Genomic DNA, 18,533 nt, shown 5'->3' with positions numbered 1-18,533 from the left:
GCCAGCGGCATTCTGGTGACGATGATCGATCACACCTACCTGATGGGCGAAAGCGGATTACGCGAGGGCAGCGGCAATCTCGGGGTCGTGCTGGTCGTCACTCCCGAGAGCGTCGAGCACGTCGACAGGATCGCCGCCAACGTGCTGACCGCTAGCGGCACTATCACAAGCGCCGCCCGCTTTCGTGACGGAGGCCTGTACACCTTCTACTTCGCCGACGCTGACGGCAACTCATGGTAGGTGGTGCGGGCACCGCAATGAGTTTTCGGCCTTAGTGTCGACTCCCCGCCAGCGGCCAACGCCCACCGCCCACCGCCGATCCTATAGGCATGACTGAAAAACGGGATTCAGCCCAGCGAGTCGCTGGGCTGATCCCGCGATGCCGGCCCTGAACGGCGATCCAGCAACGCCAGGAGCAAAAGCGCCAACGCCACTGGCACTAGCGCAACGCCAATTCCATTCATCGAGCCAGGGCTGGCCTTGTCCGTGAAGACCCAGGCGCCAATGCAGGCCGATAGCATGGCACCGCCATACTGGGCGGTGCGGAACATCCCGGCTACGGCGCCCATTGACCCTGGCGGTCCGAATTCGATGAGGCCTTGTTGGTTGCCTTGGGTGGTCGCGCCCGTCGCCAGCCCCAGAGCGACGGCAATCAGCACAACCAGGAGGCTCGACGGATTGCCGTCCATCGCCAGCACTGCGGGCCCACACACGAGCATTGCCAGCGCGCCGACCAAGTACTGGGTCGACGGCGCTCGGCCGGCCAGTTTCCAGGCGATGATGGACGACACCACCGGCATCGGCAGTAACAGCACGCCGATCAGCGCAGGCGAGAGATTTCGGAAATCCTGCAGCCACTGCGGGAATGAGTAGAACAACAGGTAGGAGCCCAGAAACACCAGGCCCTGCCGCAAATAGACGCACACCAGCGGGCTGTTGCCGGCCAGCATCCTTACATCGATGAACGGCTGCCTCTTATGCCACTCGACCCATACCAATGCCATGGCAAGCAGGGAGAATACCGCGAACAGTGGCCACTGGATTGCCTCCGTGGAGTGGATCAGAAAAACCAGCAGTGCGCTCACGCTAGCACCGAACAGGGCGATACCGGTCAAGTCGAGTCTGGCAAAGGCTACGCGTAGCGACGACCTCTCGCCATCGGGCTCTATGGCCACGAGCACCAACAGACCGGCCACGACGGCCAGCGGCAGGTTGACCACGAAGGTCGCCCGCCAACCGAAACCCTCGACCAGCAGCCCGCCGGCGACCGGCCCCACGGCCACCGAGACGTTCATTGCGATCGACAAGGCCGCGAGCATCCGTGCCGACGGCCTCAACCCCTGTGCATCTGCCGTCTTGTTTAGGATCGCCATCACCGCGGGATAACCGGCCGCAGTTCCAACGGCGAGTATCACCCGCGACACGAGCAGCAGCGTCAGCGTGGAAGCGATGTACCCCAGCACCGCACTCATGCCCACGAGCAGCAACCCGACGAGCAGCATCCGGCGCGGCCCAACCAGATCAGCAATGTTGCCCAACACGGGCTGGGCAATCGCCGAAGCCAGATACAGCGCGGCCACCAACCAGGCCCCGACAGAGACGGGATCGGAAAAATCGCGCTCGATCGATGCGATGGCCGTTGCCAGCATCGTCGAATTCAGTGGATTGAGCGCCACCGCGATCAACAACGCAGAGAGGAAGCCCAGCGTGTAAGAAGCCGACACCGGTGCAACTGCTTCCGGTACCGGTGCTTGCACCACGAGTGCCTCAGGCTGCCGCGCTGCTGGCGCGTCAGGCGCTGTCCCGCCAGCGCAATTCTTTTTTGACATGCAGGTTTCGACTCCTCGGGTTACGCTCTGCGGCGAATCGCTGACCGCAGAGAGCGACCGCCGGCCGGTGCCGGGCTTACTCCCGCGGCTGCAACATCCGCGCTCCGCGCTGGAGGTCTTCCAACGGCGGCTGAGGCAACAGGACCGACCCGCTCTCGCGGCTGGGCAGAATAACGGTGGCGCGGCCCGGTGCGGTGACCTCGCCACGCTGATTGGTCCCGGCAAGTTCGAGTTCGACCACGTGGTGCGGCCCCTCGATACGCTTGTCGACCACGGTACCCGAGCAGATCGTCGCGTCGCCCATGAAGTTGAAGGCCCGCGACTGGCAACTCAGCTTCCACAGCCAGGCGTCGTCACCCATCCAGTTCGTCACCAGGTGGATCAGCCAGCTGGTACGCATCTGGCCATAGTCGTAAGACGTAGGCAGCCCCAGATCTTGCGCCCGATCGTGGTCCCAGTGCACGCGCTGCACCACATCAGGCACCCCGAAGCGGTCGGCCACGAAGAAGGCCGGCATGCGCTGGCGCTGACGCCAGTTGTAGCGCAGCGGGCCGATACCACTACTGCTCAGCCCCAGCCCCATGTGCATCGAGATGATATCCACCATCGTCAGCGGCCCCTTGGCTACCGGCGTCAGGCTGTCACCCACGCAAACGTCTTCCCACCAGCGTTTCTCGATGCCACGGCGCTGCTCGGCCGCATAGACTTCGTCGATGCGAGCGATGTCGTCGGGGGTGTAGGTCTGACGCTGGATGTCGGCGTAGCGCCCGGTCTTCTTGCTGCCCTCGCGCTCGGCGCTGAGGTAGCTCTCTTCGCGCCTGCCCACTGGCAAACCGGCACGGTCGACCCACAGGTCGCTGTAGACCTCCGTCACGGAAACGCCGCCGCTGAACGACGACTTATCGTTCACCTTGACCGCCGACGTGCAGCGCTCGACAAAGAACTGCTCGTCTGGGTAGATCGGCCGCCACCACGTCCAGTCGACACCGGTGTAGTACTTGCCGACGCCACGGAACAAGCCTTTGAACAAGGCCTTCTGTTCGGGGTTCGGCTTCGGCGTGAGGTTGATGCCGGTCGAATGGAGAAACAGCGGATAACCGATCTGGTCGCGCCAGCGCGTCTTGGCAGCATACTCACGGTCGTGCCATAGGGGGTTGTCGTCACCACACGCCCAGGCGAAGTGACTCAGCACATCGGACGAGGACCTCGCGTTGAACGGCTTGTTGTAGGCGAACTTCGGCACGCCGATCTGTTGCTGTGCACGATCGATGTCTTCTTGGGTAATGCGGCCGACTGTATTTTCGACGGCAGCTGTGTTGTCGACGCCCATCATCTGGCTTCCTATGTTGTCGGGTCTGTATGTTCAGGTACCGGTGAAGCTCGGCGCCCGCTTCTCGCGGAAGGCCAGCACGGCCTCCTTGATATCCTGCGTGCGACCGCAACGGGCCATGCCGTAGGCTTCGGTATCGAGAACCATCTCGAGGGGAGCCTGTGCGGACAGGGTCACGTTGCGTTTCATGTAGCGCAATGCCACGCCCGGACCGTCGGCCAGTTGCGCCGCTATGGACAGCGCGGCCTCGGCCAAGTCATCGGGCGCCTCGACGCGATTGACCAGGCCCAGCCCCAGCGCCTCGGCCGCAGCGATTTTTTCGTTCAGATACATCAGTTCCAGAGCCTTGGCCGGACCAACCAGCCGGGTAAGGAACCAACTGATCCCGAGGTCGCCGGACAAGGCCACGTTGGCGTACGCCGTTCGCAGGACTGCGTCGCTCGATGCGATACGCAGATCGCACGCCAAGGCGAGGGCCAAACCCGCGCCGGCTGCGGCACCGTTGATCATGGCGATGGTCGGCTTGGGCATGCTGTGCAACAGGCGTGCGGTTTCCGCGTGATGGCGCAGCTCGTCGGCACGCTGCTCGAGGCCGGGACGAGCTTCTCCCCGCGCGCTGCCGTTGTTCATGTCGCCGCCGGAACAGAAGGCCCGGCCAGCTCCGGTAAGGACGAGTGCGGTCACGCTACGGTCGTGCGCCGCGGATTCGACTGCTTCGCGCAACTGCGCGTGCAACTCCGGGGTGAGCGCATTGAGGCGTTCAGGGCGGTTCAAAGTCACCACCAGCGCCTTGCCTTCACGGCGGGTCAGCAGGATCGGTGGCTCAGCACAGGGCGTCGCGTTATTCATAGAATGCTCAGGAGTCATGGATTGGCCGGACATGGTCGTCCTCGGATAGATTGGCTCGACATAGTCGTCAGGTAGAGCCGCGCATGTGGGCGGCCTCGTCGCGGTTCAAGCCGGCATAGGCGGGAACCGTAAGCAGAGCCGCCAGACCGAGGACGGCAAACGGTGCAGCGAAACTTGCGAGACTCAGTGCATCGGTCGGTGACCATGCAAGGGCGATCCCGGCCAGGCTCACGCCCATGCTCAGACCCAACTGCTGAATCACCGTGGCGAGTGTCGAGGCACGGCTCACCTCCTCGGGCACGATCTCGGCGAAAGCCAGAGGCGTAGCCGCGACGAAGTGAGCGGCGCGCAGGAAACCGAGCAGGAGGAAGGCCGACATGATCAGCCATAGCGGGGTCGCCGCCTGGAACAGTGCAGGGGTCGCGGTCAGTATCGCAACCCCCACTCCACTGGCGATGAGCGTCATGCGGAAACCGAAGTACCGCACCGCGACCATGCCGCCGAAACGCGCGAGCACCGAGCCCACCATCATGGCCATCATCACCGAGCCGGCGCGCAAGGGCGACCAGCCCAGGCCCACTTGCAGCAGCGCCGGCACCAGAAAAGGCGTGGCCCCGAACCCCAAGCGCATCGCGGTGGATCCAATCATGCTGGCCCGATAGGTGCGGCGCGACATCAGGCGCAAATCGAGCACCGGCTTGTCCATGCCTCGGGCATGCGCCACATAGGCCAGGCAGCCGAGTAGCGCGACGCAGGCCACCGCCACCTTCCATGGCCACCAAACCCGAGGCATGCCCAGCAACTCGGCGAGCGCGACGAAGGCAACGATGGAGATGCCCGCCAGGACGAATCCGGAGGTATCGAAACGCCCCGGATGGGGATGACGCAGGCGAGGCACCAGGCGCAGCACGGCATACATGCCGACGAGACCGACCGGCAGATTGATCAGAAATATCCAGCGCCAGTTGGCCACTTCGAGCAGCACACCGGCCAGGGGCGGCCCCAGCAAAGGTCCGACGATGGCGGGGATGGTAAAGGCATTGATCGCCTTAACCAGGCGCTCGCGCGGCGTGGAGGCGACCACGATCAAACGGGCAACCGGCACCATCATGGCCCCCCCCAACCCTTGAATGACGCGCCCGATCACCAATACGGACATGGAGTCGGACAACGCACACACGAGCGAGCCGATCATATAAATCTTCAGCGCATTGACGAAGACCCGGCGCGCCCCGAAACGATCGGCCAGCCAACCGCTTGCCGGCACAAATACCGCCATGGTCAGCAGGTAGGCGGTCAGTGCCAACTTCAGCGTGACGACGTCCATGCCGAAGTCACGCGCCACCGCCGGCAACGCCATTCCCAGCGCGGCCGTATCGAGCAACTCCATGAACAGCGCGCTAGACAGCGCGACCGGCAGCCAAGGCGAAACCGGTGGTGACGGCTCCTCCAACCGCACCGAACTCCCCGCCTTCTCGAGATTGACCTCGACGGCGGGATCGACCTGCGCGGGGTCGTAGCTGTCCTGTGGACCGCGGTCGTTCATCGCGAGCGCCCCCCCATATCCCAGCCGCGGATCAGCGCAATACCCATTCGCCGCCCTTGACCTTGGTCGGTTCGACTTCGGTCGCGATCGGCTTGCCGATCTGGATGTACTTCAGTGCATTGCTCACCGCTTGAGCGCGCGGAAGGCTCTGCGCCTCCCAGATGGCGCGGATCGACCCCTGCACCGCCACCGGATGCCGCGCGGCAATCTGCGCCGCGAGTTCAGCTGCGCGCGCCCACAGGCGATCGGCACTGGTCACTTCGGTCACCAGGCTGATGCGCAAGGCCGTCTGGGCGCTGATGCGCTCGTCATCGGCGAGCAGGACCATACGGGTGATTTCCTGCAGCGGAATGCGCCCCATCGATCCGATCGGTTCCACTGCGGAGATCTTGCCGAACTTGAGATGGGGGTCGAAGAAAGTGGCGTCCTCCGAACAGATGGCGATGTCCGCCTCGTTGAGCCAATAGAAGGCTCCGCCGGCAGCCATCCCGTGAACCGCCACGATCAGGGGCTTCCACACCTTGTTGCTCTTCGGCCCGAGCCATTCGCCCGGATCGTCCTGATCGAAGGGAGCCTCCTCTTCACCGGGCGCGCGCCAGCCTTCCTTGACGTCGACGCCGGAGCAGAACGCCCGCCCGGGCGCCGCACGCAGGACGCACACGCGAACGGCCGGCTCGGTGCGAACTTCGCTCCACAGCTGACGAAACTCCTGCACCATCGTCCGGTTGAAGCAGTTGAGCTTTGCCGGCCGATTCAAGGTGATGGTGGCAACACCGTCGGCAATCTCCAGCAAAATGGTCGAATAGTCGGTCATCATATCTCCAGGTATTCAGGTCTCGATCGGCCCCGTCAAAGGCCGAGCAGCTTCTTCAATTCGGGCCGGCTGACCTTCATCGAGGCCGTGCGCGGCAACTCGTCGACGAAATGAAAGACCTTGGGAACCATATAGGCAGTCAGGTGCTCACGGGCAAAGGCATTCAGAGCCTCGGCTGTTGGATGGGCCTCGCCGGGTTTCATCTCGATCGCAGCCACCGGAACCTGTCCCAGGCGCGGATCGGGCGCGCCCACCACGGCAGCATCGCGCACCCCCGGATAGCGCCGCAGCACCACCGCCACTTCATCGGGAAGGATCTTGAAACCGCCCCGGTTGATGGCATCGTCGGCGCGACCATGGAGAAACAGGAAGCCGTCTGAGTCGATCAACGCAAGGTCGTTGGTGATGAACCAGTCGGGACCGAAGCGATCGCACTTGATATGCAGAATGCCCACCTGATCGCTGGGCAGCGCCTCGCCGCTCTCCGCCGACACCACACGCAGCGAGACATCCGAACGGGGCCGACCTACGCTGCGCCGCTTGGTCTTCGCAAAGGCCTTGTGGTCGGCGAGTGTCCAGCCCGCCACGCCGCCGATGAACTCGGCTGCGCCGTAGTCCACCAGGATGGGCACGCCATAGCGCTCCTCGAAGGCGATCTGCATGGCGGGATCCAAGGGTGCGGTTCCGGAGCGGATGGCTCTCAATGAGCGCAGCCAGTCAGCGGGAATCTCCGCGTCCATGATCATCTGGATCATCGCGGGCACGAGACTGGCGGACTTGGGCTGGAAGCGGCGCACCGCTTGCGCCCAGTCCTCCGCCACGAACTTCTCGAACAGCACCACCGGACGCGCCTGGTACAGCGCGAGCAGCAGACCGAAAAGACCTCCCGCATGACTGAAGGGCTTGAACAGCAGCGCCGGTGAAGTCTGCAGCCGCAGCGGCTCCTCGCCGCCGGAAGACTTCTGCTCGCCCGAGCGCAGTGACGGCAGCAGCACCTCCTCCTTCACCGGAATGCGCTTGGGTGCACCGGTGGTTCCGCTGGTCAGGCGCTCCAGGACATAGCCAGGCATCGGCTCACGATGGGGCGGTAGCCCCACCTTGGTCAGTTCCGGCACGGCGGCAACCTGCAGCGACACCTCGCCGGTCACCAGGATGCCCGCCGAGCCGGCCTGCGCGGCGCTCTCGACCGCCCCGAGCACAGACCAGTCGTCGGCATCGCCAATTACCGCCTGCAGGCGCTGCGCTCCCAGTTCGCTGCAGAATGCGGCGGGCGTCAGGTTCGGCCGCAAGGGCACCACCATGCGGCCATAGCGCACGAGTGCGGCAAAGCTAGCCACCGAGGCGGCACGGTTGCGAGCGACCCAGCCGACAGGCGCCGAGCGGTCCACCCCGGCCTGCACGAGCAGCCGCTCCACTTCGTCACCAGCCTGCGCCAACGCACGCCAGGTGACAGGGCCGTCCTTCGTCTCGACCGCCACGGCATCGGGGGCGAGCGAGAAGACTTTCGTGAGGTGTTCGCGCAAATCTGCGCTAGCTGCAACGTCTGTCATGGGCAAGTCCGGTCAAATCTAGTTAAGCGAAAAATGCACTGCACTGCCGCAGAACACCCCCAAAGCAAAATCACAATAACTCACTGATAGTCAGTTTTCAAGAAACGCAAAGCACTATATTCCCCGCCAATACCCTTTGTATAAACTGCGCAATCAGCCGAGTTTCCTTTTTCTAAAATCCATGCTAACCTCAAAATAACTGATCACCTTTCAGTTTTAATGGCGGCACGAAAGGCCGCTCGAACGCAGTCGCAACTGATTAATTCCGGGGCCTCCATGGATCTTTACTTCTCCAAGGCAGACGACGACTTCCGCCAACAAGCGCGCGCATGGCTGAACGACAACATTCCGCAAGAGCGCCGCCCCCATGCGGGCGAAGCCTTGCGCGCCTTCGACACCGACTGGCAGCGCAAACAATTCGAAGGCGGCTGGGCAGGCGTGTCGTGGCCCGAAGAGTACGGCGGACTGGGGCTACCGTTACTCCGCCAGCTCATCTGGTACGAGGAATACGCCCGCTCTGGAGCGCCCGACAATCACCTGTGCTTCGTTGCCCTCAACCATGCTGGCCCCACCGTGATGGCCCGTGGCACAGAGGAGCAGAAGCGCTATCACCTACCCCGGATACTCAAGGGCGATGTCATCTGGTGCCAGGGCTTCTCGGAACCGAACGCAGGCTCCGACCTGGCCAGCCTGAGCACTCGGGCACGCATCGATGGCGACCACTTGGTGGTCAACGGTTCCAAGATCTGGACCAGCCACGGCCACCTGTCGGATTGGCAGGAGCTGCTCGTGCGCACCGCCCCCGATGCGCCCAAGCACAAGGGCATCAGTTGGGTGATCTGCGACATGAAGACGCCCGGCATCACCTTGCGTCCGATCGAGATCATGACCTCGCCCAATCAGGCGCATTTCGTCCAGTGCTTCTACGACGACGTCCGCATCCCACTGAGCAATGTGGTGGGCGACATCAATGACGGCTGGAGCGTGGCGATGTCGACCCTCGGCTTCGAACGCGGTACGGCGCAGATCAAAGATCAGATCCGCTATGCCTACCTCGTCGAGCACATGATCGAGGAGGCCCGCAAGCGGCTCGGTTCCGACTGCCCGCTGTCGCGCGACGAGATCGGCGCACGACTGGCCCAGCTGCGTGCCGACATGGCCGCCGCCCGTGCGATGACCTACATGGTCGTGTCGCGTACCGAGGCCGGCTTACAGGGCTCCGAGAGTTCGATGATGCGGGCAATGGTCGGCGAAGTGCAGCAACGCGCTCGCCGCCTGGCCCTGGACGTGTTGGGTGCCGATGCCCTAGAAAACCGCGAAGACCACGACTGGGTGTACTACTACCTGCGCTCGTTCGCCATCACGATCGCCGCCGGCACCGCACAGATTCAGCGCAACATCATCGGCGAACGCGTACTCGGTCTGCCGCGATAAGCAACCCCTTTTCTTCATCACAATAAACGGAGCGAACCTTGAACCTCCTGCCCTCTTCGGAACAGATCGAGATCGTTGACACGCTGCGCGCCTTCCTTTCGGAGCAGGTGCCGGTCGCCCGGTTTCGTCCTCCCAGCCCTCAAATCGGTAATGGCGATGCCATGTACTGGCCCCAACTGGCGGAGCTCGGGTTCCTCGGCGTCGCCATCAGTGAAGAATTCGGCGGCATCGGACTCGGCGCGCCCGAAGAGATGCTCGTGCACCGTGAGTTCGGTCGCTACCTGGTCTCGCCCGCCGTCCTAGGTTTGACCCTGGGCGCCCAGCTCGCCGCCGCCTGCGGCGCTGCCGAGGTCGTCGAGCAACTGCTCAGCGGAACGACTGCGGTCGGCCTGGCGACGGCGCGCGGACAGGTTCATATCGGTGCCGAATCGAGCGGCGACTTCCACCTGATCGACGGCCTCGACGCCGCCTGGCTGCTGTGCTGCACCGAGCAAGGCGTGGCGCTGTTCAAGCGCGAACAGTTCAGCGATAACGAGCAACTGGTGGGCATGGACAACGTCCTGACGCTCGAGCGCGCGACGCTACGGTCTGCAGCACCCATGCTGTGGCTCGACGGCCAAGAGAGCACGCTCTACCAGCGCGCCCTGCTCCTGGCCGCGGCCTATGCGCAGGGTATGGCGGAGGCCACCCGCGACATGGCGGTCGAATACGCCAAGGTGCGCGAACAGTTCAACAAGCCTATCGGCTCCTTCCAGGCGATCAAGCACATCTGTGCCGACATGGCCATTCGTGCCGAATCCGCGTTGTGCCAGGTCACCATGGCGGCACTGATCATGGCGGAGGACAAGCCGGGTGCCGATTACCACGTGGCCTCGGCGAAGCTGGTGGCGACCAAGGCCGCGCTCGAGAATGCAGCGCAAAACATTCAGGTTCATGGTGCCTTCGGCTTCACCTCCGAGGCGGATGCACATCTGTTCCTGAAGCGCAGCCATGTGCTCGATCAGTTCGCCGGCGACCAGCGTCGCCAGCGGCAACGCCTGATCGAAATGCCCTTCCCCGACGCCGCCTGAGGAAACGTGATGGAACTGCAAGCCATACGCTTCGAGGTCGAAAACGGTATCGCCCGGCTGACCCTGGCCCGCCCCGAGCAGCTCAATGCATTCACCGTGCAGATGCACACCGAGGTGGCATACGCCCTCGACCGGGTGGAGAACGAGCGGGGCATCCGGGTTTTGCTGATCACGGGCGCCGGCCGCGCATTCTGCGCCGGACAGGACCTGGGCGAACGCAATGTCGATGCCGGTCCACTGGACCTAGGCAGCAACATTGAAAAGTACTACAACCCACTCGTGCGCCGTCTTGTCGCCCTGCCCGTGCCGGTGGTCTGTGCGGTCAACGGTGTCGCCGCCGGTGCCGGTGTCAATCTGGCACTCGCCTGTGACATCACCATCGCCCGCAAGAGCGCCAAGTTCGTACAGGCCTTCTCGGCGATCGGCCTGGTGCCGGATGCCGGTGGCACCTGGACGCTGCCACGGGCGATAGGCCAGACCCGCGCCCTGGCCTTCGTGCTGTCGGGCGAACCGCTCTCGGCCGAGCGTGCCGAAGAGTGGGGAATGATCTGGAAGGCCGTGGACGACGAATCCTTCGATGCGCAGGTCGATGCACTGGTACAGCGTCTCGGCGCCGGACCGACACGAGGCCTGGTCAATGCCAAGCGGGCCATCCGCGCCGCCTCAACCGCGACGCTCGAGGAGCAACTTGACCTTGAGCGCGACCTGCAACGCGAGTCGGGCCTGACCGACGATTACCGAGAGGGTGTCACCGCCTTCAAGCAAAAGCGTGCACCCCGCTTCACGGGGATCTGAGAGCCAATCGCCATGATCAAGTTAAAGAACCGCGTCACCGAACTGCTTGGAATCAGCGTGCCGATCGTTCAGGGCGGCATGCAATGGGTAGGTCGCGCCGAGCTCGCTTCCGCGGTCTCCAACGCCGGCGGCCTCGGCATGCTGACCGCCCTGACCCAGCCCGCTCCCGATGATCTGCGCCGCGAGATCCGGCGCTGCCAGTCGATGACCGACAAGCCGTTCGGCGTCAACCTGACCATCCTTCCGGCGATGACACCGCCTCCTTACGAGGCCTATATCGAGGCGATCATCGACTCGGGCGTGCGTATCGTCGAAACGGCTGGCAACAATCCCAAGACCTTCATCGATCGCTTCAAGAAAGCCGGCATCGTCACCATTCACAAATGCACCAGCGTGCGCCATGCCCTGGCGGCCGAGCGACACGGGGTCGATATCGTCTCGATCGACGGCTTCGAATGCGCCGGTCACCCAGGCGAGGAGGACATTCCCGGGCTGGTGCTGATTCCTCTGGCGGCTAAGCACCTGCGCATCCCGCTCATCGCATCGGGCGGGATCGGCGACGGCCGCGGGATGGCAGCGGCACTGGCGCTCGGCGCGGAAGGCGTGAATATGGGTACGCGCTTTGTCTGCACGCAGGAAGCGCCTGTGCACATGTCGATCAAGCGTGCCATGGTCGAGAGCTGCGAACACGACACCAACCTGATCTTCCGCACACTGCACAATACCGCCCGCGTTCTGAAAAACAGTGTCTCCGACAAGGTGGTGGCCATCGAGCGGCGACCCGGCGGCTGTCAGTTCGAGGACATCCGTCACCTGGTCGCGGGCGTGCGCGGCAAGGCCGCTTGGGAAAGCGGCGACATCGACGGCGGCGTGCTCACAGCCGGCATGGTGTTAGGTCTGATCGATGACGTCCCCACCTGCGCCGAACTGCTCGAACGCATGGTGCGCGAGTGCCGCGACCAGCTCAATCGAGGGCTGGCTTACATCCAGAATGTCGACGAAGTGGAGGTGACGGCGTGAGCGTCTCCTTCGCCTCGCTGCCACGGCGGCACCTACCGGCCTTGACCCCCGAGAACGCGTTCTTCTGGACTTCGGGCGAGCATGGGGAACTGCGCTTCATACGCTGCACCGAGTGCGGCTTCCATGTCCACCCGCCGCTGCCGATATGCCCGCATTGCCAGTCGCGTGACGTCCATCCCGAAACGGTTTCCGGCCGTGCCACGGTGGTCAGTTTCACGATCAACCGGCAAGTGTGGGAGCCAGGACTGGAAGACCCGTATGTCGTTGCCCTTGTCGAAATCGAAGAGCAGCCCAGCGTGCGACTGACCACCAACATCGTCAACTGCCCCGTCGATGCCGTGCACATCGGGATGCAAGTGCGCGTGCTCTTCGACCATCGCGAGGACGTCTGGCTGCCCCTGTTCGAACCGCTTTGCGCCGCACCCACCACTCCATTGAGCCCTACCGACGTGGAAAAACCATGAGCAATCCGATGAGCAAATCTCCAACCTGGCATCTAGGCGAGCAAGACACCGTAACCGCCGCGATTACCCGCGCAACGGCTGAGTTTGCCGATCGCGTTTTTCTTGATTTTAGTGGCGACACCTACACCTATGCGGAGATCGACCGGGAGTCCACCCGGCTGGCACACGGCCTGGCCGCGCTTGGCGTAACCAAGGGTGACCGCGTCGGCACGGTACTGGACAACAACGTCGAGGCGATTCTCAGTTGGTTTGCGATCAATAAGCTGGGCGCCATCAGCGTGCCGGTCAACACCGCCTACAAGGGCGAGTTCCTGCGCCATCAACTGGACGACTGCAGCGCCAAGGTGCTGATCGCCGAAGCCGACTATGCCCAACGCATTGCGGACGTCGAGGACGGTCTGCCCCACGCGCAACACCTGCTGCAGCGTGGCGGCAGCCCGGTCGCTGCGAAGCGGCTGAAGGTCGTTGCGCTGGGCGAGGTCTTCGGGTCGGCCGATCCGCTCCCCGACATCAACAATCCTGAAGATCTGGCGATGTTCATCTACACGGCGGGTACCACCGGACCGTCCAAAGGTTGCATGATCAGTCACAACTATGTGTGCAACCTCGCCCGTCAAGTGGTGATCAACGAAAACCGCCAGATGGAGGACTGCAACTGGACCGCCCTACCGCTCTTTCACATGAATGCGGCCGGTGGCTCGGTGCTCGCGTGTCTGCTGGTCGGTGCCCGCGCGGCCATCTACCCGCGCTTTTCAGTCTCGCGCTTCTGGCCGGAGATCGAGCGCAGCGGTGCCACTGTGGTCAATCTGCTCGGTTCCATGATCACCTTCCTGGCCGAGGCGGAGGACAACGAGTACTCCAAGCGCTGCTTCGGCCAAGTGCAGATCGTTCGCGGCTCTCCGTTCCCCGCCTCGCTCCAGGAAAAGTGGATCAACCGCTTCGGTGTCAAGAGCGCGGGCTCCAACGCCTACGGCCTGACCGAAGCTGCACGCGTGACCACGCTGGAAGTCGGCAACGTCGCACCGCCCGGCTCTTCGGGGCGCCGCAACGGCGATTTCGACGTGCGCATCGTTGACGACAACGAAAACGAGCTTCCCGCCGGAACCCCTGGAGAAATCATCGTCAGGCCGCGCCGGCCGCACGTCATGTTCGAAGGCTACTGGAATCGCCCCGAGGACACGCTGCGGGTCATGCGGAACATGTGGTTCCACACCGGCGACATCGGCAAATTCGACGAGGACGGCTTTTTCTACTTCGTTGATCGCAAGAAGGATTACCTGCGCCGCCGCGGCGAGAACATCTCCAGTTACGAGGTGGAGACGGGGCTGCGCATGCACCCGGCGATCGCCGACGTGGCGGTCCATGCGGTGTTCTCGGATTCCGGCGAGGACGACGTGAAGGCGACCGTCGTACTCAAGGAAGGCTATGCACTAACGGAAGAAGAACTGTGCCGTTGGGCGGCAGAACGGCTGCCCTACTTCACCGTACCGCGTTACTTCGAGCTGCGCAGCGACTTGCCGCGCAACCCCGTAGGCCGTGTGCTGAAGTACCAGTTGCGTGAGGAAGGCTGCACCCCCACGACATGGGACCGGGAGACGGCCGGAATCACTCTCACCAAACGTTGAGGTCAGCATGTCCGACAAGAGCACTGCAATTCTGATCATCGGCGCCGGCCAAGCTGGCGCAGAGGTCGCCTTCTGCCTGCGGAAACTGGGCTGCAAGGCACGGGTGATCTTGGTAGGGGAGGAATCCGTACAGCCATATCAGCGCCCACCCCTGTCGAAGGCCTACCTGAATGGCCAGGTCGATCTCGAAGACCTCTACGTCAAGCCGGCGGCGACATACCTCGCGGCGGACATAGAGGTACGCACCGGCGTCCGCGCGGAACGCATCGATCGGGCGCGCAAGCGCGTGTTCTTCTCGGACGGCAGCAGCGAGTCCTACGACAAGCTCGTTCTCGCCACCGGGGGCCTGCCACGCCGGCTGCAGTGCAGCGGAGTCGAATCGGCGCAACGCTTGCAGAACCTGCACTACCTGCGCACGGTGGAGGATGTGAAGCGCATCCGCCATCAATTCCACAAGAATGCGCGACTGGTGCTGGTGGGGGGCGGCTACATCGGCCTGGAAGTCGCCGCCGTGGCCTGCAAGGAAGGGCTCAAGGTGACCGTACTGGAAGCTCTGCCCCGCGTATTGGCGCGGGTGACGGCGCCGGAAGTCTCCGCGTTCTACGAGAACGTGCATCGCGCGGCAGGGGTGGATATCCGCACCAATGCCGCCGTGTCCGGGACCGAAACCGATCCCAGCGGCGACGCGGTCAGCGCAGTGGTTCTTGGCGACGGCAGCAGCCTGCCCGTCGATGTGATGATCGTGGGCATCGGCTTGGTTCCCGCCACCGAGCTCGCCGGAACAGCCGGGTTAGTGGTCGACAACGGCATCCTGGTCGATGCCTTTATGCGCACCTCGGACCCCGACGTGCTGGCGGTGGGGGACTGTGCGTGCTACCCGAGCACACTCTACGGCCGCAATCTGCGTATCGAGTCGGTACCCAATGCGCTGGAACAAGCGCGTACCGCCGCCGCCACCATTTGCGGCCAGGAGAGGCCACACGATGCCGTGCCGTGGTTCTGGTCCGATCAGTACGATCTCAAGCTGCAAATGGTCGGCCTTTCGCAAGGCTATGACACAGTCGTCGTCCGCGGCGATCCTGCCCAGCGCTCCTTCGTCGCCTTTTACCTCCGTGAGGGCCATCTGATTGCGGTAGATGCCGTGAACCGACCGCAGGAGTTCATGATGTCAAAACGGCTCGTCGCACAATCCGTGTCGGTCGACCCTGAACTGTTGTCCGATGAATCTATCCCGTTGAAGTCGCTGCTCAGCATCTGAGCAGAGGCAACAGCCCAACCCCCGGATCCGCCACCATGCCAAAAATAACCTTTATCGAGTACAACGGAACGCAGCACGTCGTCGAGGAGGCCGCAGGCCGCTCGCTGATGCAGGCAGCGCTGGACAATCTCGTGCCCGGCATCGTCGCCGACTGCGGCGGCAGCTGCAGTTGCGCGACCTGCCATGCCTACATAGATCCGACCTGGATCCCCCAGGTGCCGCCCGCCGATGCGACCGAGTTGTCGATGCTCGAGTGCGTACTGGACCCGGAGGAAAACAGCCGCCTGACCTGCCAAGTCAAGATCACCCCCGAGATGGACGGTCTGCTCGTCAGGCTGCCGAAATCTCAGTTCTGAGAGGAGTGTCGCAATGAAGATCAACGTTGATCTCACGAAATGTTGCGGTCACGCTCGCTGTGCGAGCGTTGACGACAGCTTGTTCGAGCTAAATGACGACGGTTACATGCATTTGCCGCAACTGATCGTGCCAGCCGGCAAGGAAACCGTGGCACGCAGAGGGGTACGCGCCTGCCCGGAGCGTGCTCTGACCCTGGTGGAAGACGACGGCAGCGACATGCCGTCCGACGCCCCGAACAAATAGGTCGTCGATCATCATGGTTTCCTATCTTCCCTCATGGTTCGGTCGACTACTTCGCGGCATGCGAGCCGGCACCGATGGCATACTGTTCAACGACCCTGCACTGGCCCAAGCGCCGGCCAGCATCACCGTGCAGAGCGCCGCGTTCGATGACGGCGGCAATATTCCGCGCGTGCATACCAGCGATGGCGACATGACCTCGCCGCCGCTTGCCTGGCATGGCGTGCCGGCAGAGGCCGCGGGCCTGGTGCTGCTGATCGAGGATGCCGACAGCCCGACCCCTTCTCCTTTCGTCCACCTGGTCGCCTGGGGCGCAGCTCAGCTCGAGGCGCTAGCGAGTGGCGACTGCAAGGGCGGCGCGAACAGTGCCGAACTGCAGCTGGGACGCAACGGCCTGTTGCGCCGCGGCTACACCCCGCCGGATCCACCTCCCGGTCATGGTGCCCACCGCTATTTTTTTCAGGTCTTCGCATTGAGCCAAATGCCTGTTTTCGGACGGACGCCAAGCCGTGGCGAGATCGCCCGGACCGTACGTACCCACGCCATCGCGAAGGGGATGTTCGAGGGCCGCTACGAGCGGCCTTGAATCGCCGTTTGGCAGCCGCTGCGGCATCGAGCCCATGACCTGCGGGTCCTGGGTAGATGCCATGGGCCACAAGCCCGAAAGTCCTAATCAGAGGAAACACAGATGAATATAGAGGTGAACTTCGCATCGGCGGCCCTCGAACTGAGCGCACGCCCGAGCCGGGAACAGGCCGAGGCAGCAGTGCGCACCCTGATCCGCTGGGCCGGCGACGATCCGGAGCGCGAAGGGCTTCATGACACACCAAAGCGTGTCGTGCGCGCCTACGAGGACTTTTTCTCCGGCTATGGTGCCGATCCAGCCGAGATTTTGGCGCGGACGTTTAGCGAGGTCGAAGGCTACGACGAGATGATCGTGCTGAAAGACATCCGCTTCGAAAGCCACTGCGAACACCACATGGTGCCCTTCATCGGCAAGGCTCACATCGCCTATCTGCCCGATCGTCGCGTGGTTGGCATCTCCAAGCTGGCGCGTCTGATCGAACTGTATGGCAAGCGCCTGCAGATCCAGGAGAAGATGACCGTGCAGATTGCCGATACCCTGCAGAACATACTGCAGCCCCTGGGCGTCGCGGTCGTCATCGAGGCCACCCACCAATGCATGACCACGCGCGGCGTGCATAAACCCGGTGTAGCGCTGGTGACGAGCCGCATGCTCGGCGCCTTCCGCGACAATCCGGCGACGCGCCGCGAATTCATGGGAATCATCGGCCTGAATGGAACGTCGGCGAATACCTGACCCCACACCCGCCCCGATGCCTGGCATTCGGGGCGGGTCGAACGATCTGCTAGGTGTGTAAACCCAGTACGTTGTTCTGTGGAAGTGAAGCGCGACTAATCGGCGGGTGGTAACCGAGGCTGGCGTACGGCCGATGCCAGTTGTAGTGATGCAGCCAGGGCGTCAGGTGTTGCGCGCATTGTTCTGAGCTTTCGTAGCTACGGGCATAGGCCCACTCGCGCAGACTGGTTTGGATGAAGCGCTCGGCCTTGCCGTTGGTCCGTGGCGTGTAAGGCTTGGTGCGCAGATGGCGCAGTCCCAGTCGCCTGACCAGGCGCCGAAACTTGCGTGAACGATAGCAACTGCCGTTGTCGGTCATTATGCGGGTGAAGCGGATGCCCAGGCTGCGGTAGTAGCGCAACGCTTGGAGCAGGGCCTGGCAGGCGCTGCGGCCACGCTCATCGGGATGCAAGCTGCTGAAGGCGATGCGGCCGGCATCGTCGATGGCCACATGGACGAATTCCCAACCCGCTCCGTCAGAGTTCTGCTGGTGATCGCCGGCGACCCTGTGGCCGGGTTGCCAGAAACGGTCCAGCTTCTTGATATCCAAGTGCAACAGGTCACCGGGTGTCGGGTACTCATAGCGCACCACTGGTGGTGCCGGTTCCAGCTCAGCCAGTCGATGGAAGCCGGCCCGGCGCAGACGGCGGGCAACAGTACTGGCAGCCAAGCCAAACACCTCAGCGATCTGCCGATAAGTCTTGCGGCTGCGCCGTTGCTCGATCAGGTGCTCGACCGCGGTATCGGGTGTGGCATGCGGGCAATGCTGCGGACGTGATGAACGATCCATCAATCCGGCCTCACCCTCCTCACGAAAGCGCCGCAACCATTTGTAGGCGGTTCGCACGCTCACACAGGCTGCCTGAGCGGCTTCTTCGACTCTCAAGCCCTGCAGGATCCGCCGAACCAAAAGGGCTCGACCGCGAGGGGTAAGACGGGCATGTTTATGCAGGTTCATCCGGGGTTCCTGGAAGGCTTGGTTGGTCGCACTT

19 protein-coding genes are annotated in these 18,533 nt (G+C 63.4%); 12 read left to right on the top strand and 7 right to left on the bottom strand.

Annotated features, from left to right (window positions below):
• Window positions 1–15: 15 nt before the first annotated feature.
• Entirely contained in the window at window positions 16–240 is a 225-nt protein-coding gene (locus VCA57_RS17645; RefSeq protein ID WP_411186378.1) for a hypothetical protein, read from the top strand.
• A gap of 107 nt (window positions 241–347) precedes the next feature.
• On the opposite strand, the gene VCA57_RS17640 is transcribed toward VCA57_RS17645, so the two are convergent.
• From VCA57_RS17640 to VCA57_RS17615, 6 genes are all read right to left on the bottom strand, one after another.
• Window positions 348–1,829, bottom strand: coding sequence for an MFS transporter (locus VCA57_RS17640; RefSeq protein WP_411186377.1), 1,482 nt, complete (start codon window positions 1,827–1,829; stop codon window positions 348–350).
• Window positions 1,830–1,905: 76 nt separating this feature from the next.
• A complete protein-coding gene (locus VCA57_RS17635; RefSeq protein ID WP_411186376.1) occupies window positions 1,906–3,162 on the bottom strand; it encodes a hypothetical protein in 1,257 nt (418 codons plus the stop codon).
• A gap of 30 nt (window positions 3,163–3,192) precedes the next feature.
• On the bottom strand, window positions 3,193–4,008 hold the full coding sequence (locus tag VCA57_RS17630) for an enoyl-CoA hydratase-related protein (RefSeq protein WP_411186375.1): 816 nt from the start codon (window positions 4,006–4,008) through the stop codon (window positions 3,193–3,195).
• A 67-nt stretch (window positions 4,009–4,075) separates the two neighbouring features.
• The gene (locus VCA57_RS17625; RefSeq protein WP_411186374.1) at window positions 4,076–5,554 is read right to left on the bottom strand and encodes an MFS transporter; all 1,479 of its coding nucleotides are present in this window, start codon (window positions 5,552–5,554) and stop codon (window positions 4,076–4,078) included.
• A 31-nt stretch (window positions 5,555–5,585) separates the two neighbouring features.
• On the bottom strand, window positions 5,586–6,368 hold the full coding sequence (locus VCA57_RS17620; RefSeq protein WP_411186373.1) for an enoyl-CoA hydratase/isomerase family protein: 783 nt from the start codon (window positions 6,366–6,368) through the stop codon (window positions 5,586–5,588).
• A 35-nt stretch (window positions 6,369–6,403) separates the two neighbouring features.
• Entirely contained in the window at window positions 6,404–7,918 is a 1,515-nt protein-coding gene (locus VCA57_RS17615) for a class I adenylate-forming enzyme family protein (RefSeq protein WP_411186372.1), read from the bottom strand.
• Between the two features lie 276 nt (window positions 7,919–8,194).
• Between VCA57_RS17615 and VCA57_RS17610 the strand changes: the two genes are divergently transcribed.
• The 11 genes from VCA57_RS17610 (at window position 8,195) to folE (ending at window position 17,502) form a co-directional block, all read left to right on the top strand.
• Window positions 8,195–9,352, top strand: coding sequence for an acyl-CoA dehydrogenase family protein (locus VCA57_RS17610; protein ID WP_411186371.1), 1,158 nt, complete (start codon window positions 8,195–8,197; stop codon window positions 9,350–9,352).
• 38 nt (window positions 9,353–9,390) lie between these two features.
• Window positions 9,391–10,422, top strand: a complete 1,032-nt coding sequence (locus VCA57_RS17605; protein WP_411186370.1) for an acyl-CoA dehydrogenase family protein — start codon at window positions 9,391–9,393, stop codon at window positions 10,420–10,422.
• Window positions 10,423–10,431: 9 nt separating this feature from the next.
• Window positions 10,432–11,217: a 2-(1,2-epoxy-1,2-dihydrophenyl)acetyl-CoA isomerase PaaG gene (gene paaG / locus VCA57_RS17600; RefSeq protein WP_411186369.1), complete on the top strand. Its 786-nt coding sequence runs from the start codon at window positions 10,432–10,434 to the stop codon at window positions 11,215–11,217.
• A 12-nt stretch (window positions 11,218–11,229) separates the two neighbouring features.
• Window positions 11,230–12,237, top strand: coding sequence for an NAD(P)H-dependent flavin oxidoreductase (locus VCA57_RS17595; protein WP_411186368.1), 1,008 nt, complete (start codon window positions 11,230–11,232; stop codon window positions 12,235–12,237).
• Complete coding sequence (locus VCA57_RS17590) at window positions 12,234–12,701, top strand: Zn-ribbon domain-containing OB-fold protein (protein WP_411186367.1); 468 nt, start codon at window positions 12,234–12,236, stop codon at window positions 12,699–12,701. The genes VCA57_RS17595 and VCA57_RS17590 overlap by 4 nt, the downstream gene beginning before the upstream one ends.
• Entirely contained in the window at window positions 12,698–14,326 is a 1,629-nt protein-coding gene (locus VCA57_RS17585) for an ATP-dependent acyl-CoA ligase (protein ID WP_411186366.1), read from the top strand. The genes VCA57_RS17590 and VCA57_RS17585 overlap by 4 nt, the downstream gene beginning before the upstream one ends.
• Before the next feature lie 7 nt (window positions 14,327–14,333).
• Entirely contained in the window at window positions 14,334–15,584 is a 1,251-nt protein-coding gene (locus VCA57_RS17580) for an NAD(P)/FAD-dependent oxidoreductase (protein ID WP_411186365.1), read from the top strand.
• A 35-nt stretch (window positions 15,585–15,619) separates the two neighbouring features.
• Entirely contained in the window at window positions 15,620–15,940 is a 321-nt protein-coding gene (locus tag VCA57_RS17575; RefSeq protein WP_411186364.1) for a 2Fe-2S iron-sulfur cluster-binding protein, read from the top strand.
• Window positions 15,941–15,953: 13 nt separating this feature from the next.
• Window positions 15,954–16,184, top strand: coding sequence for a ferredoxin (locus VCA57_RS17570; RefSeq protein WP_411186363.1), 231 nt, complete (start codon window positions 15,954–15,956; stop codon window positions 16,182–16,184).
• A 13-nt stretch (window positions 16,185–16,197) separates the two neighbouring features.
• Complete coding sequence (locus VCA57_RS17565) at window positions 16,198–16,767, top strand: YbhB/YbcL family Raf kinase inhibitor-like protein (RefSeq protein ID WP_411186362.1); 570 nt, start codon at window positions 16,198–16,200, stop codon at window positions 16,765–16,767.
• 102 nt (window positions 16,768–16,869) lie between these two features.
• Entirely contained in the window at window positions 16,870–17,502 is a 633-nt protein-coding gene (folE, locus tag VCA57_RS17560; RefSeq protein ID WP_411186361.1) for a GTP cyclohydrolase I FolE, read from the top strand.
• A 49-nt stretch (window positions 17,503–17,551) separates the two neighbouring features.
• On the opposite strand, the gene VCA57_RS17555 is transcribed toward folE, so the two are convergent.
• On the bottom strand, window positions 17,552–18,499 hold the full coding sequence (locus tag VCA57_RS17555; RefSeq protein WP_411186360.1) for an IS481 family transposase: 948 nt from the start codon (window positions 18,497–18,499) through the stop codon (window positions 17,552–17,554).
• Window positions 18,500–18,533: the final 34 nt, after the last annotated feature.

The sequence above is a fragment of the Pseudomonas sp. genome, assembly GCF_046581935.1.
Classification (GTDB): Bacteria; Pseudomonadota; Gammaproteobacteria; order Pseudomonadales; family Pseudomonadaceae; genus Aquipseudomonas.
This window is presented reverse-complemented; position numbering and strand designations above follow the sequence as displayed.